Here is a 21,167-nt window from a genome sequence, read left to right as displayed (position 1 = left end):
ATCACCGAGATCGCCGTCGAGCACATCGAGGCGATGCAGGCCGCCGGCACCGAGGCCGACCTCGTCCCCGCCTACGCGCTGCCCCTCCCGTCGCTGGTGATCTGCGAGCTGCTGGGCGTCGACCACGCCGACCGGGCGCGGTTCCAGGAGAACACCGCCGTGGCGTCGAACGCCGACTCCACGCCCGACGGACGACATCCTCTCCGGCCTGGTCCACGAGGCCGCGCCGCCGCTCACGGACGCCCAGCTGATCGACGTCGCGCTGGTGCTGCTCGGCGCCGGGCACGAGACCACCGCGAACATGCTGGCCCTGGGCACCTTCGCGCTGCTGCAGAACCCCGACCAGCTCGCCGCGCTGCGTGCCGACCCCGGCCTGGTCGACACGGCGGTGGAGGAGCTGCTGCGGTACCTGAGCATCATCCAGCTCGGCGTCACGCGGATCGCCACCGAGACCGTCACCGTCGGCGACGTCGAGATCCCGGCCGGCGCGACCGTCGTCGTCGCCACTCCGGAGGTGAACCGGGACGCCCGACACTGGAGCGACCCCGACCGGCTCGACCTGGGCCGCGAGCGCGTGCCGCACCTGGCCTTCGGCCACGGCGTCCACCAGTGCCTGGGCCAGCAGCTGGCCCGCATCGAGATGCGGGTGGGGTTCGCCGAGCTCGTCACCCGGCTGCCGGGCCTGCGGCTCGCCGCGAAGGCCGCCGACGTGCCGCTGCGCAACGACATGCTGATCTTCGGCGTGCACTCGCTCCCGGTGACCTGGGCCTGAGGTCGCGATGGACGAGGTCGGGCGCCGGGAGCGCAAGAAGCTGGCCACCCGCGCCGCGGTGCGGGACGCGGCCCTGCGCCTCGCCGTCCGGCACGGCGTCGAGCGCATCACGGTGGAGCAGATCGCGAGCGAGGCCGACATCGCCCTGCGCACCTTCTTCAACCACTACTCCAGCAAGGAGGAGGCGGGGGTCGCGGCCGCGGCCGCCGGCGCGGAGGCCCTGGTGGCCGAGTTCCGGGCCCGGCCGCCCGGCGAGTCGGTGCTGCGGGCGCTGCGCGAGGCGGTGCTCGTCGTCATGGACCGGCACGACGCCGCCGGCCGCGACCACCTCCGCGCCCTGCGGCTGATGCGCGACAGCCCGTCGCTCGTGCCGCAGCAGATGGCGGTGCTCACCGCGCAGGAGCGGGCGCTCGCCGCCGCCGTCGCCGACCGCGTCGGCCTCGCGTCGGCGGACGGCCCCGGGTCGATCTACCCGCAGCTGTGCGCCGCCGCGGCGCTGGCCGCGCTGCGGGTCGTCCTCGACCGCTGGCTCGAGCACGCCTCCGACCCGGTGGACAGCCCGCCCCTCGCCGTCCTGCGCCGGGAGATCGACGAGGCGCTCTCCCACCTCGGGACGGGACTGGACCGGAGCTGAGCCCCTCGCGCAGCCACCGGGTACGGTGTTCGCGAACGGCCGGCGCGGAGGTGCGATGGGAACGGAGCCGGAAGGCACCCCACCGCGGGCACCCGTGCCGATCTGGTTGCGGCCGGCGAGGTCCGGTGCCGGGCGACCCGCGAGCCGCTCCCGCGCCGAGATCACGGAGGCGGCGGTACGGCTGGCCGATCGCGACGGGCTGGCCGAGGTCTCGATGCGGCGCGTGGCGGCCGAGCTGGGCACCGGCGCCGGATCGCTCTACCGGTACGTCGAGACCCGGGACGACCTGCTCGACCTGATGGCCGACCACGTCTGCGCCGAGTACGAGCTCGCGCCGCCGTCGGGCGACTGGCTCGCCGATCTCGTCGACGTCGGCCTGCAGGCCCGCGGGATCCACCGCCGTCACCCGTGGCTGCCGGAGCTGGTGCTCACCCGCGCGGTCGTCGGCCCGAACGGCGCCGACGTCACCGAGCACGTCCTCGCCGTGCTCGCCGACCATCCGGCCGCGGACGGGGACAAGATGCTGGCCTGGGCGATGCTGACCGCGGTCGTCGCGTCGGCCGCGCGGGCCGAGGCCGCCCGGGTCGACACCGAGCGCAGCGCCCGGTACCTCGCGCACGTCGCTGCCCAGGGCCGGCACCCGCACCTCGCCGCCCTGCGGGCGGGGGCCGCCGAGGGCGACCCGCTCCCCACAGCGCTCCGGCGGATCCTCTCCGGGCTGCTGGGCTGACCAGCGCCGGCCCGGTCAGCGGTCTGTCTCGGGTCGCTCCCCCCGCTGCATGACCGGCAGCCGCTCGACCGCTCCGGCGAGGCCGGCGAGCGCCTGGTCGACGGTGTCCAACCGCCCGCTGAAGCGCCGCGCGGTCACCTCGTCGAGCCGTTGGAGCTGGTCTCGCGCCCGGTCCAGGACCGTGAGCGGGAGCGCCGAGAAGGTCTGCCCCGGCGGTCGCCGGGAGACCGTGGGGTGCGGTCGCGTCGGGGAGATCCGCCGCACGACCTCCCAGGCCAGCCCGAGCCCGCGCAGCTCGCGCGGGCTCAGCTCGGCCTGCAGGCGGGGCAGCAGCTCGTCCTCCTCGCTGCGCACGTCGTGGTCGAGCACCGCGATCGTCCGCTCCAGCAGCTCGGCGTGCCCGGGGTCGTCGGCGGAGGACCGGTCCAGCCGCGTCATCAGCTCGTCGACCTCCTGGTGGTCGCTCTCGATGCGCACGGTCAGCGGGTCGCCCTCGGGGAGCACGCGGCGTGCGGCCGGGAACAGGACGGCCTCCTCGGCGAAGGCGTGGGTGAACACGAGCCGGGCCATGGCCCGCACGGCTCGGGCGTGCTCGGCCCCGCCCTCCCGCAGGGTCTCCCGCGCCCGCGCCATCAGCGCGTCGAGCTTCTCGTGATCGGCGCGCTGCCGCGCCAGGACGCTCAGCGGCCCGCCCAGCTGCGCGACGCTCTGCGTCGCCACGGTCGTCGGCCCCCCGGTGGTCGCGGACATCCCGCTCCTCCCTCCGTCCGGTGTCCGCAGTGCTGCCCGGGGAGGGCCGAGTGAAACCCGCGGGCTCGACGCGGCGGAACCGGAGGACCGGGGTGGGACTACGGCAGGTCCGCGGCAGCGACCCCCGCCTCCGCCAGCGAGTCGACGATCTCGAAGCCGTCCACCAGGGTCAGCACCCTCCGCAGCAGGCCGGCGTCCGGCGCCACCACCAGCAGCATCCGCCGGTGGCGCGCGGACGCCCGGTTCCGCGTGCGCACCAGGCACCGCACGCCGCACGCCGCGAGGAACCCGACGTCCGTCAGGTCCACGACCAGGTCCTCGACGGTGGGGTCGGCGGCGACCTGCGCGGTCAGCACGTCGAGCTCCGTGCAGTTCGCCAGGTCGATCTCGCCGGCCAGGGCCAGTACGACGACGGCCTCGTCCGTGCGCAGCACCCTCAGCCTCAGGCCGCCCGACAGCGACCGCTCCCACGCCTCCACGGCGCTCCCCCAGCACTCTCGCGCCCGCCGCGGCCACCGGTGCGGTCCGGCGGGGACCGACGAGTGTCGCGCCGGACCGGACGTTCCGCAACGGCCGTCCGGGGCACCCCGCCCGGCCGCGTCGTCGTCCTCTCGCGGTGGCACGGCTACTCGTCCCGGGCGGACTGCTGCGCGTCGCGCGCCGCCGCGCGGCCCTCCTGGGCCGCCCGGCGGTGCGCCGCCGCCTCCTGCTCGCGGTCGTGGCCCTCGAGCACGTCGGCCACATGCTCGTGCAGCCCGGCGGACTCCCGGTGCCGTGCGGCCGCGCGCCGGTGCGCCTCCGCCGCGTGCCCGTGTGCCTCCTCGGCGTGCTCCTGGGCCTCCGCCGCGGCCTCGGGGGTGGAGCCGTGCCCCTCCTCCGCCCGCTCCGCGATCTCCGCCCGCCGCTCCCGCAGCTGATCGATGCGCTCCTCGATCTCCCCGCGGCGCCGGCGCAGGGTGGCGGTGAGCTCGTTCGTCCCGTGGCCGGGCTGCAGGGGTGCCGTGGCCTCGGCGGAGTCTCCCGAGTCGTGGGTGTCCCGCGTCACGGGACCAGCGAACGCCCACCGTCACGGCCCCGCAACCGCTGGCACCCCGACCCGCCGACCGCGGTCGGGCCTCCCTACGACGGCTCCGGGGACCGGGCGTGCTGGGGGTCCTCGATGTCCCGGGAGTAGCGCCTCCAGCGGTCGACGTGCTCCCGCTCGTGTTCCGCGGTCCTGCGCGCGTGCTCCGCCACGCCCCGGAGCCGCTCCGCCTCCGCCGGCCGGATCTTCGCGGTCCGCTCGAAGACGTCCGCCACCGCCTCCTCGGTCTCGATCCGCCGCTCTGCGAGGTCGGCCACCTCTGCCGCGACACGCGCCCCCTGCGCGCGCAACCGTTCCGCCCGGCGTCGCCACTCCTCCACGTCCTCCGGGCCCGGTTCGTGGTCCGCCGGACCGGACGGGTCCCGTTCGTGCGAGTCGCCCATGCGCCCCTGTGCCCCACCGGCCGCGGGCGAAACCCGGCCGGGTCGTCGGAGGGCCCGGCTACCGGCCGACCGGTACGCACTCGACGACGTCGAACCCGCCGACCAGGTCCAGCACCCGCCGCACCGCGCCGGGACCGGCCCGGACGACGAGGGAGATCCGGCGGCCGTCGCACTCGATCTCCTCCCGCACCCGGGCCAGGCAGCGCACCCCGCACGCGGCGAGGAAGGGCACCGCGAGCAGGTCGACGACGACCGACCGGACGGCGCGGTCGTCGGCGATCTGCGCCAGGATCAGTGCGAGGTCCTCGCAGTTGCGCAGGTCGATGTCGCCCCCGAGCGTCACGACGGCCACCTCCGGGGGCGCGGCGATCACCCGCCGCACGACGAGCCCGGGCAGCATCCGGACGGACACGGTCATCTGCTTCCCCGCTCCCCGGGACACGAGCCCGGTCCCGCCCGGGATCTTCCCGACGCCGGGCGCGACGAACGTCCAGGCCCCGAGCGCCGCTGTAGGACGCCGGACGATCTTGCCTCTAGCCCCGAGGAGTAACGGAGTCAAGCCGTTGCACGACGGAGTGATGGCGATCACCATCGAAGGTCTCTGCCGTCGGCCTGGCGAGGAGCTGCCCGTGATCCCGATCATCGAGTTCGTGCTGGGTGTCGCGGTGCTGGTCTACAGCGCCGAGAAGCTGATCGGTCACCTGGTCGGGATCTCCAGCAGGTGGGCGATCTCGCTGTTCCTGATCGCCGTCGTCTTCACCGGGATCGAGTTCGACGACCTCGCGTTCGGCGTCGTGCTGAACGTCGAGGGTCTGCGGCAGGTCGCCCTGGGCACCGTGATCGGCACGACGATCGCGATGACGGGGATCGTGCTCGCGCTGGCGGCGATCGTCGCCCCCTGCCGCGTCGACGTGCCCAAGGACTACCTCGTGCTCTTCGTGGCCGCGCCGGTGGTGATGTTCGCGCTCGCGCTGTCCGGCGTGCTGACGCTCCTCACCGGGGTCGTGCTGGTGGTCCTGTTCGTGGCGTTCGTGGGCTGGATCGGCTTCCGCGAGTACGCCTCGCGGCGCCCGGTGTTCCGCAACGCGGAGCTCTACGAGCAGCTCGAGAAGGTCGGCGGGGGCGGCGGCACGGCGACGATGACGCCCCACGGCGGTGGTGACACGCCGGCGGCCGGGCCTGGCGGTACAGGAAGCCGACACGGGTTCGCCGGCTTCGACCTCCCCACCGATCTGCGCATCGACCAGGGCTTCCTCAAGGCCCGCCGGCGCTCCCCGTGGGCCGGCCTCGCGTTCGCCGTGTTCGCGCTGGCCGGGCTCGTCGTCGGGGCCTTCGTCGCAGCCCGGGGCACGGACGGGATCCTCGACACCTTCGAGATCGGCGGCACGGTCTTCGGCGTCACCATCGCGACCCTGGCTCTCTCGCTCGAGGACATCTTCCTCACCGTGGAACCCGCCCGCCGCGGTGCGCCGGAGATCGGCGTCGCCAACGTCATCGGCAGCGTCGTGTTCTCGGTGACCGGCAAGCTCGGGATCGTCCTGCTGGTGGGCGGAATGATCACCGTCGACCGGGACGTGCTGACCTGGCACCTCCCGGTCCTGGTGGTGATGACGGCGTTCTCGGCGGTCTTCCTGGCGACGGGCCGGCTGCGGCGCTGGCACGGGATCGTCCTGCTCGCCCTGTACGTCGCCTACTTCGGGGTCAGCCTCGTGGCCTTCGGCGAGGTCCCACTCGACGACTGAGCCGCCCGGCCCGCGGGCCCGGAACAGCGAGGAGGAGACGCAGTGCTGACGAAGGACCGGGTCGGGGCCGCCCTCGCGATCGCGGCGGCCGTCGCCGGCCTCGTGCTGGTGTTCACCGGCAGCGGTGCCGAGCACGAGGCCCCCGCCGCACCGACGCCGACCGGCCGGATCGCCCCGGCGCCGGGCGGCCAGGTGCGACCGCCCGCGCAGGACCAGCCACCGGCACCGGCGGAGAACCCGCAGGACGCAGACGGCGACGACGACGCAGACGGAGACGCAGACGACCAGGGGCGGTGATGCCGTCTACCGCGCGCGGGCGGGAGGCGGGTCCTGTGCGGCGGGACCCAAAGGATATCCCCTCCGCTGCGAGAACGACCCGAAGGCCCTCCCGGGTGCCGGAGCGGGGAGGAACCCCAGCGGTTGCGGACCGGTGATCGACGGCCTTCCCTGCGTACGTGGCGACCGACCGCGACCGCAGCGAAGGCCCGGACAGGCGTTCGCTGCCGCGGACGCTGCCGGACCGAGGCTCGTCAGGCGGCGGACGGGGGTCGGGGTTCGCGCGACCGAGGAGGAGAGTCCATGGCGAGGCGACCGGTGTCCCGGCTGACGGTGCAGGGGCTCCTCGAGGCGGTGGAGGCGGCAGCCCCCGTCGACGCCGTCGACGCGGTCGCCGACCAGCTCGCCGAGCTGTTCGACGCGCGCCGGGTCGCGTTCCTCATCGCCGACATGAGCGGGCGCGCGGTCGTCCGGCTGACACGCGGGCGCGACGGGGGCCGGAGCGGGCACCACGCCGACGAGTCCGAGGAGATCCCCCTGGAGGGCACGGTCTACGACCGGGTGCTGCAGTCGCAGGAACCCGTCGTCGAGGACGCCGGGGAGGACGCCGGGGAGGACGCCGGGCACGTCCGCGTCGTCGTCCCGGTCACGGACCGCGGCGACGCGATCGGCGTCCTCGAGATGACCCTGCCGGAGCGACCCGGTCGGGACGTGCTCGCCGAGCTCGCCTCCGCCGGTCACGTGCTCGCCTACATCGTGATCGCCGGCCGCCGCTTCACGGACCTGTACGCCTGGGGCCAGCGCACCACCCCCCTGTCGGTCCCCGCGGAGATCCAGCACCGGCTGCTACCCGACGCCTACACCTGCGAGGCCAGCCAGTTCACCCTCGCCGGCTGGCTGGAACCCTCCGCCCGGATGGCCGGCGACACCTTCGACTACATCCTCGACCGCGGCAGCGTCCAGCTGTCGATCACCGACGCCGTCGGTCACGGCCTGGACGCCGCCATGCTGGCCACCCTGGCGGTGAGCAGCCTGCGCAACAGCCGCCGCGCCGGCCGGACGCTCTCCGGCCAGGCCGACGACGTCAACGACGACCTGGTCCGGCACAGCGGGACCGGCGAGCTGGTCACGGGCCAGATCGTCCGGATCGACCTGCAGGCCGAACGGGCGGAGATCATCAACGCGGGTCATCCGCCGCCGCTGCGGCTGCGGCACGGGAGCGTCGAGGAGGTCGAGCTCGCCGTGGACATCCCGTTCGGGATCGACCCCACCTGGCCGTACCGGGTCCAGGAGCTCGAGCTGCAGCCCGGGGACCGGGTCGTGTTCCTCACCGACGGCATGCTCGAACGCGACGCCGCCCACCTGGAGCTGCCCGACGTGCTGCTCAAGACCCGGAGCGCGCATCCGCGGGAGGTCGTGCAGTCCCTCGGGGCGGCGCTCCTGGAGGCCACGAACAGCGACCTGCGCGACGACGCCACGGTGCTGTGTCTCGACTGGCACGGCGGCCCACCCCGGCGGCGACGCAGCAGCGGCGGCGCCGACGAGTGAACGAGCCGGGCGCTCGGCGCGACGCGATCACGACGGTGGCGGCGGTCGTGGGAGTGGAGGGGGCACCTCCTCCGGCCGGTGCGGCGTGCCGACCGGTGCAGCCGTTCCTCGCCGTCGTGGAGTGCTGTCGCGAGGGTGTCGAACGTCGGTATGTGGTTGTCGAGGCCCGCGACCCCGAGGAGGAGGCCGGTGATCCCCGCCGGGTCGACGACCAGTCGCCGCGCCTCCGACGAGCGTGCGTGCACAGGATCGGTGACCTAATCGGTCCTCGGCCCGGTGGTCTCGTCGACCGGCTCGTACTCTGAGCAGCACAGCGTGTTGCCCGGTCACGCCAGCGCCGCTGGCGGAGGGGAGACGAACGCTCGTGGCCACGTTGCGCTTCGAGAGCACGGACCTGGCCCGCACTGAGGAGTTCCTCAGCATGGCCTACACCAGAATGCACCTCGGCGGGCGAGCCGAGCGGACGCGGACGCGGGTCTCCCGGGAGAGCGCGGGCTCGCTCGACGTGGACGAGCTCGACTTCGACCACGACCTGAGCCACGACGCGGTCGAGCCGATCGGCAAGGTGTGCCTGTGCAGCGTGCACAGCGGCGGCGTCGTCCGGAGGTACGCCGGGGGCACCGAGGGTGTCTTCGCTGCGCAGGACGTGTTCATGTACACCCCTCCCGACCGCCTCTACGCCGGTGTCATCCAGGGCGCCAGCTACAGCCTGCTGATGTTCGACCCCGGACTGCTGGACCAGGTGGCAGCCACCGGGCCCGGACACCCGGCCGACCACGTCCGGCTGACCGGCGACCGGCCGGTGAGCGTGGCGGCCGGTCGGCGGCTGAACCGCCTCATCGCTCATCTGCGTGATCATGTCCTGAACGATCCGGCCGCCTGTGAGGCCCCGCTGATCGTCTCCACGGTCTCCCAGCTGGTGGCGTCCACCGTGCTCGACATCTTCCCGAACAACGCGCTCGTCGAGCCGACCGCCGAGGACAACCACGACGCCCACCGGGCCGTCCTGCGGCGCGCGGTCGCCTACATCGACGCCCATGCGCACGAGCCGATCACCCTGGCCGACATCGCCGCCGCATCGGGCACGACCGGCCGGGCGGTGCAGGCGGCGTTCCGTCGCCACCGCGGAACCACACCGATGGGTTACCTGCGTCGGGTGCGGCTGGAGGGTGCCCACCGTGACCTGCGGGCCGCCGACCCCACCTCGGGCGCGACCGTCTCCGGGATCGCCGCCCGCTGGGGATTCGGGCCGACGGCTCGGTTCGCCGTCTCCTACCGGGAGCGTTACGGCATGCCTCCCGGCCACACGCTGGAGGAGTGATGAGCACCGGGCGAACCCGCATCCGGGCGGAGACCTTCGACAGCGGCGACGTCGACCAGATCGAGGCGTTCGTCAGCTCCATCTACTCCACGTTGCACATCGGCGCGGTCGGAGCGTCGACGCGTGCGCGGATCGACCGACGGGTTCTGGCGCCCGAGGTCGGCTTCGACGATCTCGACTACAGCTTCGACATCGGCTACTCCGGCGAGCCTCCGGACCTGTTGATCGTCTGTGACGTCGTCTCCAACACCATCCGGCGCGACGATGCGGCAGGTGAGGAGACCTTCGGACCCGGGGACCAGTTCCTGATCAGCCGCCCCGGGCTCCCGTACTCGGGAGTGGCCCACGCGTCGAGGCTGCGGTTCACGGTGATGGATCCCGCCCTCCTGGCCAGGGTGGCCGCGAGCGGGAAGGAGGAGGGGGCGGAGTCGGTGCGGGTCCTCGATCACCGCCCGATCTCCCGGAAGGCCCAGTCGCAGCTGCAGCGCAGCATCGCCTACGTGCGGGACAACGTGCTGGACGCTCCTGCCGCGGCCCGGGCACCACTCGTGGCCTCGACCGCGAGCCAGTACCTCGCCGCCTCGGTGCTGCACACCTTCCCGAACACCGCGGTCTCCGTGCCGGACAGGACGGACCGGCGTGACGCGACCCCGTGCACGGTGGCGCGCGCAGTCGCGTTCATCGACACCAATCCCGACCTCGACCTCACCCTGGCCGACATCGCCCGCGCCGCCCGGGTCACCCCTCGCGGTCTGCAGCTGGCCTTCCGCCGTCATCTGGGCACGACGCCCATGCGTCACCTGCGACGGGTGCGGCTCGAGCATGCCCGTGACGAGCTACGCGATGCCACCGCCGACGACGGGCGCACCGTCACCACCATCGCCGCGCGGTGGGGGTTCACCCCCTCCCACTTCACCCAGCACTACCGAGCCACCTACGGCGAGCTGCCCAGCCACACCCTGCGCGAACAGGAGGACGCCACGCCGCCGTAGTCCCGGAGACGACAGCCCGGTCGTGGGCGGACGAGGGCCGGCCACGCGTGCCGCCCGGGTTCGGCCGGGCCGCCGAGCGAGGAGAAGGGCAGGGGCGAGGTTCCGGGCTGTCCCACGGCCGGCGCCCTACTCGGAGACGACCACGTTCTCGTGCCGACCGAGACCGGTGATGTCCAGGATCTGCCGCACGAGGTCGTGCGGACGGTGCAGGGTCAGGGTCTGGCCCGCGCGCAACAGCGGCAGTGCCTCGAGCAGGACGTGCGCGCCCGCAGCGCCCAACAGCCGCAGCTCGCCGAGGTCGACGATCCGGATGCCCTCCTCGATCGCGGCGCGCAGGACGGCACCGAGCCGGGCGGCGTTGCTGATGTCGATCTCCCCGGAGACCGTGAGCGCGCCGGGATCGCGGCGGGCTGCGAACGTGATGTCCTCCAGCGCGGTGTGCAGGCCGATCAGCCGGTGCAGGACCGGGGCCGTCTCGACCGAGATGTCGTAGCGGCACAGCACGGTGAGCGGGTTCGTCGCGGCCAGCTCGGTGAGGTCGCGTTCGTGGGTCAGCATCGCCGCGGGGTCGGGGGTGATCGTGTGCAGGGCTGCCCCGTCGCAGACGATCGCCGCACCCCGGTGGCCGGCGCGGCAGGCCTGCTCGATCAGTGCACGATGCCAGGCCCGCAGCGCCGCGGGCTCGCCGCCGGTGTCGGCGTGGCAGCGGGCCGCGTCGATCAGCACCACCCGCTCGGAGTCGAGCACGTCGCTGCCGAGGAGCACGGCCAGCCGTCGGCGGGCGGCCGGTCCGGCCTCGGCGTGCTTGTAGAAGACCTGCTGGCGCCGGCTCATCGCCTCGGCCATCCACGCTCCGACGCGGTCGTTCCCGACACCCGAGGTCCGGTCGATCAGCGCGGTGTGCGCTCCTTCCGTCCGCCGGGTCGAGGCGCCCGGACCCGGCTCCTCCCCGGCCGACAGCGCGCCCCGCTCACCGACGACGGGATCTCCTCCGCACAGGGTCTCCCAGCGATCCTGCCCGCATCGATACAGAATCATCTGAGCAGTCTCCTCGCCGCCGCACCGCATCGGCTGCACCACGAACGAGCACCTCGCGGGTCGGCTGTACGAAAAACGAACTCCGCGTGAACCGGCAACTCGACCCACGCACACGTGCGAGCTCGTCGAGCAGCCGGTGCAGGGCGGACACCCCGTAGCTGCTGTACATCGGCCTGGCGATGCTCAACACTTCGTCGCACGTCTCGGTGGGGGGCGAGTGATGGCCGTGCAGTGCCCACACAGTGTCGACTTCGACCCGCTGTCCCCGATCAGCAACGCCCGACGAAGCTCACCGCACGGCCGTGGAGCAACACAACAATCGAGGCGGGCACCAGGAGGACACCATGGGCAGTGAGAGCGGCTACATCCTCACCGAGATCTGGAAAGCCAGGCCGTCCTGGCTCGCGCTTTCCGTGGAGGAGCGACAGCAGTTCTTCCACGAGACGATCGGTCCGCTGATCATGAGCCTGGTCGAACAGGGCGCCGAGTTCCTCGGCTGTGCCATCAACGACAACACGGGTCCGGAGCGCATGGATTATCGGTACATGGCTGTCTGGAAGCTGCCCGACAAGGCTTTCAGCGACAGGCTCGAAGCCGGCGCGAAGGACGCAGGTTTCCTCGACTACTTCGAGCAGGTCAATTTCAGTGGCAGCATCATCACACCGGACGTGATGAACGCCGACATGATCCGGCTCGACGCGTGAACGTGGAAGCCTTGTGAAATGTTCGGGCGGTCGACCCTGATCGAGGTCCAGATCGCCGACCAGCCGGGGCACGCCAGGGTGTCCATGACGCAGGACCGCCATCTCGGCCGGCGAGCGGTCAGCAGTGCCGCCGCAGATGCCCTCGATCAGGCGCACCGGGACGCGGACGAGCAGGCCCCCGAGCGGGTTCCGGGCGCACAAGAGAGTCTCGATCTTACAGATGATCGGGCTTCAGGGCCCTGAACTGGGAAGAAGCTCCTCCGACTGGACTCGAACCAGTAACCCTGCGATTAACAGTCGCATGCTCTGCCAATTGAGCTACGGAGGACCGCCGGCCCGCGAGCGGCGCTTCGCTCGCTGACGGGTGGAACCCTACAACACGGGCTTCCGGACGGTTCGCACCCCCCTCCCCCGCCCTCGCCCGGACAGGACGGCCGCCCTGCGGCAGGATGGGACGACCGATCACGACCGTCCTGCCGTGGAGGCGACATGCTCAAGTTCCTGCTGGGTGCCGCAGTCGGCTACGTGCTGGGCGCGAAGGCCGGCCACGAGCGCTACGAACAGCTGCACCGCACCTACCAGCGCGTCGCGGACCACCCCGCGGTGCAGGGCGCGGCCGGTGTCGTGCGGGCCCGCGTCGAGGAGGTCGTGAAGGGCCCGAAGGAGTCGTCGCCGAGCGGCAACGGGTCGGCGCGCTGAGCCGAGCCCGTCCCCCGCGCGGGGCGGGCCTGTTCCTGCGGCGCATCGAGATCGACGAGCCCGAGGCGGGCCGGGGCCGTTATCCCTTCGCCCTGCCCGTGGTCGCCGGCCTGCGCGGGCGACGCCTGGAGCTCGGCGCGGGCGTCACGTTCCTGGTGGGCGAGAACGGGTCCGGCAAGTCGACGCTGGTCGAGGCGATCGCCGTCGCCGCAGGGCTCAACGCGGAGGGCGGCTCGCGCCACTTCCAGTTCGCCACCCGCCCCACCGAGTCCTCGTTGGGCGGGTCGCTGCGGCTCGGGCGGGCGCCGGGGAAGGAGCGCACCTCGTTCTTCCTGCGGGCCGAGTCGTACTACAACGTGGCCACCGAGATCGAGGACCGCGGCCTCGACCTCGCCCCGTACGGCGGCGTCTCCCCGCACGAGCGCTCGCACGGCCAGTCCTTCCTCGACCTGCTCACGCACCGCTTCGGCCCGCGCGGCCTCTACCTGCTCGACGAGCCGGAGGCCGCGCTCTCCACGAACGGCCAGCTGGCGGCGCTCGCCCGGATCCAGGAGCTCACGGTCCAGGGCTCGCAGTTCCTGATCGCGACCCACTCGCCGATCCTGCTGGCCCTGCCCGGTGCCCGGATCCTCGAGATCGGCGACGACGGCGGCCTGCACACCGTCGCCTACGACGACGCCCTGCCCGTCCGCGCCACCCGCGACTTCCTCGCCGACCCGGACCGGATCCTGCGTCACCTGCTCGGGTGAGCCGCCTCGCTGCGGAAGGTCCGCCGGTACGCGGTCGGCGACACGCCCAGCTCCGCCTGCAGGTGCAGCCGCATCGACCCGGCCGTACCGAACCCGGCCCGCTCCGCGACGTCGTCGATCGGCAGGTCGCTCTCCTCCAGCAGCGCGCACGCCCGCTCGACGCGCTGCCGGACGAGCCACTGCCCCGGTGAGGTGCCCATCTCGTCCCGGAAGCGGCGGGTGAAGGTGCGGGTGCTGGTGGACTCGCGCGCCGCCAGCTCCCGCAGCGTGACGGGGCGGTGCAGGTTCTCCAGGGCCCACGCCCGCGCCCGGGCCGTCGACGACACCGCGGGCTCCGGCACCGGCCGCCGCAGGTACTGGGCCTGCCCGCCGTCGCGGTGCGGGGGGACGACGGTGCCCCGCGCGACCTCGTTGGCCACCGCGGCGCCGTGGTCGGTCCGGATCATGTGCAGGCACAGGTCGATCCCGGCGGCCTCGCCCGCCGACGTCAGGATCCCGTCCGAGTCGGTGTAGAGGACGTCCGGATCGAGGTCGACCGCCGGGAAGAGCTCGCGGAAGCGGGCGGCGCACTTCCAGTGGGTGGTGGCGGGACGGCCGTCGAGCAGGCCCGCGGCCGCCAGCACGAACGAGCCGGTGCAGATCGACGCGATCCGGGCGCCGGGGCGGATCCGGGCCAGCGCCTCGGCGAGGCCCGCGGGCGGTGGCGGGGGCGCGTAGTCGAGGTCGGACGCCGGCACGACGACAGTGTCGGCGGTCTCCACCACCTCCGGCCCGTGCTCGACCAGGACCGGGAAGTCCGCGTCCGTGCGCACGGGACCGGGGACGATCGTGCAGGTCAACACCTCGTAGAGGGGGCGGTCGGCGGCGTCGCGGGCCTGCCCGAACAGCCGGTGCACGAGCCCGAGCTCCATCGGCAGCAGCCCGTCCCGCACCAGCACCGCGACCCTGTGCCGCTCGTGAGGCATGGCCCGATCCTCGCACATGCTGTCCATCGAGCCACTGGTCCGTCCGGATCGTGCGGCCGACGATCGGGGACATGAACGTTCTGTGGGTGGTCGCGCATCCGGAACCGCGCTCGCTGACCGGCGTGCTGGCCGCGGAGGGCCGCGCCGCACTGGAGGAGCGGGGGCACGAGGTCCGGACGTCCGACCTGTACGCGATGCGGTGGGACCCGGTGCTGACCCGGGCGGACTACGGCCTCGACGCCGACCGGCGACTGTTCGTCTCGGCGGACTCGGGCCGCGCGTTCGCGGCGGGCACGCTGCCGCCGGAGGTCCGCGCCGAGCAGGAGAAGCTGCTGTGGGCCGACGCGCTGGTGCTGCAGTTCCCGCTGTGGTGGTTCGGGATGCCCGCGATCCTCAAGGGCTGGGTGGACCGGGTGTTCGTGGAGGGCTTCGCCTACGGGGTGCGCGGCGCCGACGGGCGGACGCGCCGCTACGGCGACGGTGTGCTCGCCGGGAAGCGGGCCCTCGTCGTCACCAGCACCGGGGGCCCCGATCCGGCGTTCGGGCCGCGCGGGATCAACGGGCACGCCGAGGAGCTGCTCTTCCCGCTGCTGCACGGCACGCTCTTCTACGCCGGGGCCACCGTCCTGCCGCCGCTGCTCGTGCCCGGCGCGGACCGGTTCGCCGAGGAGGACCGGGCCGAGGCCGGGGCGAGGTTGCGCGCCCGGCTCGCCGGCCTGGGAACCGACGCCCCGCTCCCCTTCCGGCCCCAGCACGGCGGGGACTACGACGAGCGGCTGGTGCTGCGCCCGCACCTCGCGCCCGGGCGGGAGGGCCTGTCCGTGCACACCGCCGATCGGCCGGACGTGCGTGCCGCCGGGTAGGTGCCCGGGCCTGCGGCCGGCGGGAGCGCGGGCCGGGACCTTCGGCGGGTGCCGTCCGTCGGCGCCGCGAGCAGGATCCGCGGCATGACGAGGGTCTCCGGACGTCTGCACATGCCGTCCCTGCGCGGCGCGACGGGGTGGGTGAACTCGGGGCCGCTCGGTCCCGCCGAGCTGGCCGACCACGTCGTCCTGGTCGACTTCCGGACGTTGACCTGCATCAACTGGCTGCGCACGGTGCCCTGGATCCGCGCCTGGGCCGAGGCCTACCGGACGGACGGGCTGATCGTGCTCGGGGTGCACACCCCGGAGTTCTCGTTCGAGCACGGGATCGACGCCGTGCGGCGGGCGACGGCGGAGCGCGGCCTCGACCACCCGGTCGCGGTCGACGACGAGTACGCCGTGTGGCGGGCCTTCGACAACCACTACTGGCCGGCGCAGTACTTCGTCGACCGGCACGGCGTCGTCCGCGACCACCACTTCGGCGAGGGCCGCTACGCGAAGTCCGAACGCGTCCTGCAGCGGCTGCTCGGCGTCGACCGCGACCTCGTGTCCGTGGAGGGCCGGGGCGTGGAGGCCGAGGCCGACTGGGAGCACCTGCGCACGCCCGAGACGTACCTCGGGTACGCCCGCGGGCAGGAGTTCGCCTCGCCGGACCCGGTCGTCTTCGACGAGCCCGGCGAGTACCGGATCCCCGACCGCCTGTCCGTCGCGCGGTGGGCTCTGGCCGGCGAGTGGACGATCGGGCGCGAGGCGGTCTCGCTCGAGCGGGCCGGCGGGAGCATCGCCTACCGGTTCCAGGCCCGGGACGCGCACCTCGTGCTCCGCGGACCGGGCGGGCCGATCCCCTTCCGCGTGCTGCTCGACGGCGAGGCCCCGGGCCCGTCGCACGGCGTGGACGTCGACGAGGACGGCACCGGGGTCCTCCGGGACGGCCGCCTGTACCAGCTCGTGCGCCAGCACGACGGGGCCCCCGAACGGACGCTGGAGATCACCTTCGACGGGCCCGGCGCCGAGGCCTACGTGTTCACGTTCGGGTAGCGGGGCGACGGGCCGGCCCGGCGGGGCCGGCCCGTCGACCGGTCAGCCCGGCGGGATGTTCTGGTTCACCCGGAACAGGTTCCCGGGGTCGTAGCGACGCTTGACCTCCTGCAGCCGCGGGAAGTTCTCGCGGTACGAGGCCCGCACCCGGTCGGCGCCCTCGTCCATCATGAAGTTGACGTACGCCCCGCCCTCGGTCAGCGGGTGCAGCGCGTCCCAGTACTCCCTGGTCCAGCCGGTGATCAGCTCGGCGTTCGCGGGGTCGGGGTCGACGCCGACGATCACGCCGTTCCACCCTCCGTCACGGAAGGGGAAGGCCGTCTCCTCCGGCCCAACCCGCGCCGCGGCGCCGTCGATCGGGTAGAGGTGCATGGTCGACTGGCCGGTGGGCAGGCGCTCGCCGAAGCGGCGGTGCACCTCGATCGCCTCGTCGGAGATCTCGCGGACCACGTCCGCCCGCCAGTACCACTGGTGCCCCGGCGGGTACAGCGCGTCGAAGGCGCCCTGCAGCCCCGCGTACGGCATCGCGCCCAGGCCCACGAGCAGCGGCGCCCCGAACTCCCGGATCGGCGCGAGGACCTCGTCGGCCACGGCGTGCGGGCCCGTGTAGCACCAGAGGATCGCGCAGACGGTGCGGTTCCACAGTGCCTCGGGGAAGGGCTCCACGGGCGGCACGGCGAGCACGCCGATCCACCCGTTGAGCTCCTCGGGCAGGGACGGCAGGAGGTCGCGGTACCACCGCATGACCTCGGCGATGTCCTCGAGGTCGTAGAACACCGGGCCGGCGATCACGGTCCCGTTCTCGCCGATCTGGTGGCAGCGGAACACGAACGAGGTGACCACGCCGAAGTTGCCGCCGCCGCCGCGCAGCGCCCAGAACAGGTCCGGGTGGTCCTCCGCGCTCGCGCGCACGAAGGAGCCGTCGGCGAGGACGACGTCGGCGGACAGCAGGTTGTCGATCGTCAGGCCGAACCGGCGGGTCAGGTACCCGGTGCCGCCGCCGAGCGTCAGCCCCGCCACACCGGTCGTGCCGATGATCCCCGACGGCGTCGCCATGCCGAAGGCCCCGGTGGCGTGGTCGACGTCGCCCCACGTGCAGCCGCCGTCGGCGCGGACGGTGCCCGCGACCGGGTCCACCGTGGTGCTGCGCAGGCCGGACAGGTCGACGACGAGTGCTCCGTCGGACACGCCGAGTCCCGCGGCGTTGTGCCCGCCGCCGCGCACGGACAGCAGCAGCCCGTGCTCCCGGGCGGCCCGCACGCAGGCGATGACGTCCGCGACGTCGGCGACCCGGGCGATCGCCGCGGGCTTGCGGTCGATCATCGCGTTGTAGACCGCGCGGGCCTCGTCGTAGCCGACGTCGCCGGGCCGGATCACCGGGCCGCGGAGGGTGGCGGCGAGCTCTGGCGCCCACGCGGGGCCGGTGGTGTCGGTGCTGGTCATGGCTCCCCCTCGGGGTCGTGGAGGGCGCGACCAGTGCCCAGGCCGCGCCCGCGCCGGACGCTAGGAGCAGGGGCACGAACCGGACAGGGCCGTCCGGCCCGGGGCCGACCGGGGCACTCAGGCCTTGCGGGCCACCGCGAAGATCCGGCGGAAGGGGAACCAGGTGGAGCCGTCGGCGGAGGCGGGGTAGGCCGCGCGCAGGCGCGGGGCGAGGCGCTCGGTGAACCGGGTGTACTCCTCCTCCCCCAGCGCGTCGCGCACCGGGCGCAGGGCGGTGCCGCTGATCCACCGCAGGACCGGGTCCTCGCCCGTGAGGCGCTGCAGGTAGGTCGTCTCCCAGACGTCCGCGGCGGCGCCGGTCGCGGCGAGGAGGTCGGCGTACTCGACCGGCTCGGCCACCGCCGCCTCGCCGCGCAGCACGATCGGCCGCTCCCACTCGGCGGCCAGCTCCCGGACCAGCGCGTGCGAGGGCGCGCCGAAGTTGCCGGGGACCTGCATCGCGAAGGTGGCCCCGGCCGGCAGCGCGGCGATCCAGCGCGGGATCAGGTCGGCGTGCCCGGGCACCCACTGCAGCACTGCGTTCGTGACCACGAGGTCGGTGTCCGGGGCGGGGGTCCAGTCCTCGGCCGCCTGCAGCCGCGCATCGACACCCGCGGCGCGCGCCGCCTCGACCATGTCCGGCGACGCGTCCAGCGCCTCGACGACCGCGCCGGGCCAGCGCGCGGCCAGCACCGGGGTGAGGTGGCCGGGGCCGCAGCCGAGGTCGACGACGCGGCGCGGGTCGACGGTGCGCACCCGGGCCAGGAGGTCGTGGAAGGGCCGGGAGCGGTGGTCGTCGAAGTCGAGGTAGAGGGCGGGGTCCCAGGTGGTCGCGATGAGGTCCTCCCAGGTCGGCGGAGGTCGTGCGTGCCGACTGCCCGTCCTAGGGGCGGTCGGCGCTCACGGGTCGGGGCGGATCTGGCGGACGGTGCCGTCGCGGCCGGGGACGTGCCGTTCGAGCACCCAGGCCTCGCGTCCGTCCGGCATCGTGGCGCGCTCGCGGGAGACGATCGAGCCGGTGACGCGCTGGTGCACGGCCTGCGGCACCTTCCCGGGCTCGCCGAGCGGGAAGCGCCGGGGCGGCCCGTCGTGCAGCAGGAACGCCTTGCCGAGGTCCTCCTGCGTGGCCACGACGAAGGTCATCGCCCCGTCCGCCCACGTCGCCTTGCTGATCAGGTGCCAGCCGACGCGCTCCGGCTCACCCGGGAACCACACGCCCCGGTTGGTGACGACGAGGTGCCCGCCGCGCACGACGTCCGCCACCGCGACGACGTGCTCCTCCGGCTCCAGCACGCCCGCGAACCCCTCGGGCAGGGCGTCCCTGCCGAACAGCCGCCGGAGCAGGTTCATCGGTGGGCCCCGGACGCCTGCTCGCGCAGCGCGATCTTGTACTGCTCGAGCGGGACGAGATCGCCGAACAGCTCGTTGTAGAGCTCCGGGTCCTCGGTGGGGTTGGTGCGCTGCAGACGGGACTTCACCTCGGCGATCTGCGCCTCCACCAGGGCGAGCTTCACCCCGGCGAGCACGCTGCCGACGTAGCGCGCCTCGTCGCCGAGCTTGCGGGGCAGCTCCAACGGCTCCACGGCGAGCTCGCTGAGCAGCTTGCGCTCCTCGGGCCCGCACTCGGCGGTGACGGCCTCGATCCACGCCGGACCCTCGATACCCGCGCACACTCCGCCGGCCTTCTGGATCGCGACGTGCACCGCGGCGAACGCCGGGTGCGTGAAGATCTGCTCGGGTAGCTCGTCGTACGCCGGACCGGCGACCGCGGGGATCTGCAGGGCCGACTTGAGCGCCTCGCGCTGCAGGTGCAGGCGCGGGTCGTCCCGCCGCGGTGCCGCGACCGGCTCCGGGCGGCGGCCGCGCGGGCGCTCCGGCGCCACCCCGGCCTCCTCGCGCACCCGCCGCACGACCATCGCGATGTCGTCCCAACTGGTCCAGCCCGCGAGCCTGCGCGCGTACTCGTCCCGCAGGTCCTCGCGCTTGATCCGGGCGACCAGCGGGACGGTGCGCTGCAGCGCGGCGACCCGGCCCTCGGCGGTGTCGAGGTCGTGCTCGGCGAGGATCGAGCGGATCGCGAACTCGAACAGCGGCTCGCGGCGGGCGACGAGGTCGCGGACCGCGGCGTCGCCGCTCGTCTGGCGCAGCTCGCACGGGTCCTGCCCGTTCGGCGCGATGCAGACGAAGGTCTGCGCGGCGAAGGACTGGTCCCCGTCGAAGGCCTTGAGCGCGGCCGCCTGGCCCGCCGCGTCGCCGTCGAAGGTGTAGATGACCTCGCCGCGGTCGAAGGAGTCGTCCCCCATCAGCCGGCGCAGCACCGTGATGTGCTCGGTGCCGAATGCGGTGCCGCAGGAGGCCACGGCCGTCGGGACGCCGGCGAGATGCATCGCCATCACGTCCGTGTAGCCCTCGACCACCACGACCTGGCGCCGCTTGGCGATCTCGCGCTTGGCCAGGTCGAGCCCGAACAGCACGTGGGTCTTGCGGTAGACCGGGGTCTCGGAGGTGTTGAGGTACTTGGCCTCGATGCCGTCGTCGTCGAACAGCCGGCGGGCACCGAAGCCGACGACGTCGCCGCCCAGGTCCCGGATCGGCCACAGCAGCCGGCGGTGGAACCGGTCGATCGGACCGCGCCGGCCCTCCTTCGACAGGCCCGCCTTCATCAGCTCGTCGAGCGAGAAGCCCTTGCCGAGCAGGTGCTTGGTGAGCGTGTCCCAGCCCGCGGGCGCGTACCCGCAGCCGAACTGCTCGGCGGCGCTCGCCGCGAACCCGCGGCTGGTGAGGAACTGCATCGCCGTCGCACCCTCGGGGGTGCGCAGCTGCGCGGCGTAGAACTCCGCGGCGCGCTTGTTCGCCTCGAGCAGCCGGGAGCGGGTGCCGCGGTCGCGCTGGACGCTCGACCCGCCGCCCTCGTAGGTCAGGCGCACCCCGACCTTGTCCGCGAGCCGCTCCACGGCCTCGACGAACCCGATGTGCTCGATCTTCATGACGAAGTCGATCGCGCTGCCGCCCTCGCCGCAGCCGAAGCAGTGGAACGTGCCGTGCGTGGGCCGGACGTTGAACGACGGCGTCTTCTCGTCGTGGAAGGGGCACAACCCCTTCAGCGAGCCCGCCCCGGCCCGGCGGAGCGCGACGTACTCGCCGACGACCTCCTCGATCCGGGTGCGGTCGCGGACCTCCGCGATGTCGCTGTCCCGGATGCGGCCTGCCACGGGAGCGAGTCTAGGCGTGCCGGCGTCCCGCGGTCCCGCAGGTCGCCGGACGGGCGCAGGAAGCCGCGGCCGGCTGTCGGACGCGGTGCGGGATGGGCTGTCGGACTCGGTGCGGGCGGGCTGGCGGACGCGGTGCAGGATGGGCTGTCGGACTCGGTGCGGGGCGGGCTGGCGGACGCGGTGCA

24 protein-coding genes and 1 tRNA gene are annotated in these 21,167 nt (G+C 73.8%); 13 read left to right on the top strand and 12 right to left on the bottom strand.

The features are described from left to right. Positions 1 to 265: 265 nt before the first annotated feature. Genes ABD990_RS03510 through ABD990_RS03500 form a run of 3 tightly spaced genes read left to right on the top strand, consistent with a single transcriptional unit; the run spans position 266 to position 2,136 of the window. Positions 266 to 772: a cytochrome P450 gene (locus tag ABD990_RS03510; RefSeq protein ID WP_345378273.1), complete on the top strand. Its 507-nt coding sequence runs from the start codon at positions 266 to 268 to the stop codon at positions 770 to 772. Between the two features lie 7 nt (positions 773 to 779). After that, positions 780 to 1,406, top strand: a complete 627-nt coding sequence (locus tag ABD990_RS03505) for a TetR/AcrR family transcriptional regulator (protein ID WP_345378272.1) — start codon at positions 780 to 782, stop codon at positions 1,404 to 1,406. A gap of 55 nt (positions 1,407 to 1,461) precedes the next feature. Beyond that, positions 1,462 to 2,136 carry a TetR/AcrR family transcriptional regulator gene (locus ABD990_RS03500; protein WP_345378270.1) on the top strand — a complete coding sequence of 225 codons (675 nt, stop codon included), beginning with the start codon at positions 1,462 to 1,464 and terminating at the stop codon, positions 2,134 to 2,136. A gap of 15 nt (positions 2,137 to 2,151) precedes the next feature. On the opposite strand, the gene ABD990_RS03495 is transcribed toward ABD990_RS03500, so the two are convergent. From ABD990_RS03495 to ABD990_RS03475, 5 genes are all read right to left on the bottom strand, one after another. Beyond that, a complete protein-coding gene (locus ABD990_RS03495; protein WP_345378268.1) occupies positions 2,152 to 2,886 on the bottom strand; it encodes a hemerythrin domain-containing protein in 735 nt (244 codons plus the stop codon). Between the two features lie 98 nt (positions 2,887 to 2,984). Then, a complete protein-coding gene (locus ABD990_RS03490) occupies positions 2,985 to 3,365 on the bottom strand; it encodes an STAS domain-containing protein (RefSeq protein ID WP_345378267.1) in 381 nt (126 codons plus the stop codon). 146 nt (positions 3,366 to 3,511) lie between these two features. Then, complete coding sequence (locus ABD990_RS03485; RefSeq protein WP_345378266.1) at positions 3,512 to 3,931, bottom strand: hypothetical protein; 420 nt, start codon at positions 3,929 to 3,931, stop codon at positions 3,512 to 3,514. 74 nt (positions 3,932 to 4,005) lie between these two features. Further along, positions 4,006 to 4,353 (bottom strand): hypothetical protein, encoded by a 348-nt coding sequence (locus ABD990_RS03480; protein WP_345378265.1) that lies wholly within the window; start codon positions 4,351 to 4,353, stop codon positions 4,006 to 4,008. Positions 4,354 to 4,411: 58 nt separating this feature from the next. Then, complete coding sequence (locus tag ABD990_RS03475) at positions 4,412 to 4,771, bottom strand: STAS domain-containing protein (RefSeq protein ID WP_345378263.1); 360 nt, start codon at positions 4,769 to 4,771, stop codon at positions 4,412 to 4,414. Between the two features lie 211 nt (positions 4,772 to 4,982). On the opposite strand from ABD990_RS03475, the gene ABD990_RS03470 reads away from it, so the two are divergent. From ABD990_RS03470 to ABD990_RS03450, 5 genes are all read left to right on the top strand, one after another. Beyond that, positions 4,983 to 6,095 (top strand): sodium:calcium antiporter, encoded by a 1,113-nt coding sequence (locus tag ABD990_RS03470; protein WP_345378262.1) that lies wholly within the window; start codon positions 4,983 to 4,985, stop codon positions 6,093 to 6,095. 42 nt (positions 6,096 to 6,137) lie between these two features. Continuing rightward, positions 6,138 to 6,392: a hypothetical protein gene (locus ABD990_RS03465; protein ID WP_345378261.1), complete on the top strand. Its 255-nt coding sequence runs from the start codon at positions 6,138 to 6,140 to the stop codon at positions 6,390 to 6,392. Between the two features lie 282 nt (positions 6,393 to 6,674). After that, positions 6,675 to 7,919: a PP2C family protein-serine/threonine phosphatase gene (locus ABD990_RS03460; RefSeq protein WP_345378259.1), complete on the top strand. Its 1,245-nt coding sequence runs from the start codon at positions 6,675 to 6,677 to the stop codon at positions 7,917 to 7,919. 364 nt (positions 7,920 to 8,283) lie between these two features. Beyond that, positions 8,284 to 9,240, top strand: a complete 957-nt coding sequence (locus ABD990_RS03455) for a helix-turn-helix transcriptional regulator (protein WP_345378258.1) — start codon at positions 8,284 to 8,286, stop codon at positions 9,238 to 9,240. Continuing rightward, positions 9,240 to 10,232: a helix-turn-helix transcriptional regulator gene (locus tag ABD990_RS03450; protein WP_345378257.1), complete on the top strand. Its 993-nt coding sequence runs from the start codon at positions 9,240 to 9,242 to the stop codon at positions 10,230 to 10,232. The genes ABD990_RS03455 and ABD990_RS03450 overlap by 1 nt, the downstream gene beginning before the upstream one ends. A gap of 126 nt (positions 10,233 to 10,358) precedes the next feature. Here ABD990_RS03450 and ABD990_RS03445 read toward each other — a convergent pair whose 3' ends face one another. Next, positions 10,359 to 11,270, bottom strand: coding sequence for an MEDS domain-containing protein (locus ABD990_RS03445; protein ID WP_345378256.1), 912 nt, complete (start codon positions 11,268 to 11,270; stop codon positions 10,359 to 10,361). 344 nt (positions 11,271 to 11,614) lie between these two features. On the opposite strand from ABD990_RS03445, the gene ABD990_RS03440 reads away from it, so the two are divergent. Beyond that, positions 11,615 to 11,974, top strand: a complete 360-nt coding sequence (locus ABD990_RS03440; protein ID WP_345378255.1) for a DUF6616 family protein — start codon at positions 11,615 to 11,617, stop codon at positions 11,972 to 11,974. 255 nt (positions 11,975 to 12,229) lie between these two features. Here the strand turns inward: ABD990_RS03440 and ABD990_RS03435 are convergent. Then, positions 12,230 to 12,302 (bottom strand) — tRNA-Asn (locus tag ABD990_RS03435). 161 nt (positions 12,303 to 12,463) lie between these two features. Here ABD990_RS03435 and ABD990_RS03430 point away from each other — a divergent pair. Next, entirely contained in the window at positions 12,464 to 12,673 is a 210-nt protein-coding gene (locus tag ABD990_RS03430; RefSeq protein ID WP_345378254.1) for a hypothetical protein, read from the top strand. A 98-nt stretch (positions 12,674 to 12,771) separates the two neighbouring features. Next, on the top strand, positions 12,772 to 13,422 hold the full coding sequence (locus ABD990_RS03425; protein WP_345378253.1) for an AAA family ATPase: 651 nt from the start codon (positions 12,772 to 12,774) through the stop codon (positions 13,420 to 13,422). Here ABD990_RS03425 and ABD990_RS03420 read toward each other — a convergent pair. Further along, positions 13,407 to 14,414 (bottom strand): GlxA family transcriptional regulator, encoded by a 1,008-nt coding sequence (locus ABD990_RS03420; RefSeq protein ID WP_345378252.1) that lies wholly within the window; start codon positions 14,412 to 14,414, stop codon positions 13,407 to 13,409. The genes ABD990_RS03425 and ABD990_RS03420 overlap by 16 nt on opposite strands. A gap of 44 nt (positions 14,415 to 14,458) precedes the next feature. On the opposite strand from ABD990_RS03420, the gene ABD990_RS03415 reads away from it, so the two are divergent. Together ABD990_RS03415 and ABD990_RS03410 are read left to right on the top strand one after the other, a co-directional pair. Beyond that, on the top strand, positions 14,459 to 15,250 hold the full coding sequence (locus ABD990_RS03415; RefSeq protein WP_345378250.1) for an NAD(P)H-dependent oxidoreductase: 792 nt from the start codon (positions 14,459 to 14,461) through the stop codon (positions 15,248 to 15,250). 84 nt (positions 15,251 to 15,334) lie between these two features. Beyond that, entirely contained in the window at positions 15,335 to 16,288 is a 954-nt protein-coding gene (locus ABD990_RS03410) for a thioredoxin family protein (protein ID WP_345378249.1), read from the top strand. Between the two features lie 42 nt (positions 16,289 to 16,330). On the opposite strand, the gene ABD990_RS03405 is transcribed toward ABD990_RS03410, so the two are convergent. From ABD990_RS03405 to dnaG, 4 genes are all read right to left on the bottom strand, one after another. Beyond that, entirely contained in the window at positions 16,331 to 17,731 is a 1,401-nt protein-coding gene (locus ABD990_RS03405; RefSeq protein ID WP_345378248.1) for an FAD-binding oxidoreductase, read from the bottom strand. Positions 17,732 to 17,848: 117 nt separating this feature from the next. Next, complete coding sequence (locus tag ABD990_RS03400) at positions 17,849 to 18,607, bottom strand: trans-aconitate 2-methyltransferase (RefSeq protein ID WP_345378571.1); 759 nt, start codon at positions 18,605 to 18,607, stop codon at positions 17,849 to 17,851. A gap of 63 nt (positions 18,608 to 18,670) precedes the next feature. Continuing rightward, a complete protein-coding gene (locus ABD990_RS03395) occupies positions 18,671 to 19,120 on the bottom strand; it encodes a hypothetical protein (RefSeq protein WP_345378247.1) in 450 nt (149 codons plus the stop codon). Next, the gene (gene dnaG, locus ABD990_RS03390) at positions 19,117 to 20,982 is read right to left on the bottom strand and encodes a DNA primase (protein ID WP_345378246.1); all 1,866 of its coding nucleotides are present in this window, start codon (positions 20,980 to 20,982) and stop codon (positions 19,117 to 19,119) included. The genes ABD990_RS03395 and dnaG overlap by 4 nt, the downstream gene beginning before the upstream one ends. Positions 20,983 to 21,167 lie beyond the last annotated feature (185 nt).

Source organism: Pseudonocardia yuanmonensis (assembly GCF_039542425.1).
Classification (GTDB): Bacteria; Actinomycetota; Actinomycetes; order Mycobacteriales; family Pseudonocardiaceae; genus Pseudonocardia; species Pseudonocardia yuanmonensis.
Note: the sequence above shows the minus strand (reverse complement) of the source record. Positions and strands in the feature narration are given on the sequence as shown.

Excerpts from the sequence above, each read along its gene's own strand:
- ABD990_RS03475 (WP_345378263.1), bottom strand. The coding sequence starts at position 4,771 with ATGACCGTGTCCGTCCGGATGCTGCCCGGGCTCGTCGTGCGGCGGGTG.
- ABD990_RS03495 (WP_345378268.1), bottom strand. The coding sequence starts at position 2,886 with ATGTCCGCGACCACCGGGGGGCCGACGACCGTGGCGACGCAGAGCGTC.
- ABD990_RS03440 (WP_345378255.1), top strand. The coding sequence starts at position 11,615 with ATGGGCAGTGAGAGCGGCTACATCCTCACCGAGATCTGGAAAGCCAGG.
- ABD990_RS03445 (WP_345378256.1), bottom strand. The coding sequence starts at position 11,270 with ATGATTCTGTATCGATGCGGGCAGGATCGCTGGGAGACCCTGTGCGGA.
- ABD990_RS03410 (WP_345378249.1), top strand. The coding sequence starts at position 15,335 with ATGACGAGGGTCTCCGGACGTCTGCACATGCCGTCCCTGCGCGGCGCG.
- ABD990_RS03450 (WP_345378257.1), top strand. The coding sequence starts at position 9,240 with ATGAGCACCGGGCGAACCCGCATCCGGGCGGAGACCTTCGACAGCGGC.
- ABD990_RS03395 (WP_345378247.1), bottom strand. The coding sequence starts at position 19,120 with ATGAACCTGCTCCGGCGGCTGTTCGGCAGGGACGCCCTGCCCGAGGGG.
- ABD990_RS03415 (WP_345378250.1), top strand. The coding sequence starts at position 14,459 with ATGAACGTTCTGTGGGTGGTCGCGCATCCGGAACCGCGCTCGCTGACC.
- ABD990_RS03420 (WP_345378252.1), bottom strand. The coding sequence starts at position 14,414 with ATGGACAGCATGTGCGAGGATCGGGCCATGCCTCACGAGCGGCACAGG.
- ABD990_RS03430 (WP_345378254.1), top strand. The coding sequence starts at position 12,464 with ATGCTCAAGTTCCTGCTGGGTGCCGCAGTCGGCTACGTGCTGGGCGCG.
- ABD990_RS03460 (WP_345378259.1), top strand. The coding sequence starts at position 6,675 with ATGGCGAGGCGACCGGTGTCCCGGCTGACGGTGCAGGGGCTCCTCGAG.
- ABD990_RS03405 (WP_345378248.1), bottom strand. The coding sequence starts at position 17,731 with ATGACCAGCACCGACACCACCGGCCCCGCGTGGGCGCCAGAGCTCGCC.
- ABD990_RS03480 (WP_345378265.1), bottom strand. The coding sequence starts at position 4,353 with ATGGGCGACTCGCACGAACGGGACCCGTCCGGTCCGGCGGACCACGAA.
- ABD990_RS03500 (WP_345378270.1), top strand. The coding sequence starts at position 1,462 with ATGGGAACGGAGCCGGAAGGCACCCCACCGCGGGCACCCGTGCCGATC.
- ABD990_RS03505 (WP_345378272.1), top strand. The coding sequence starts at position 780 with ATGGACGAGGTCGGGCGCCGGGAGCGCAAGAAGCTGGCCACCCGCGCC.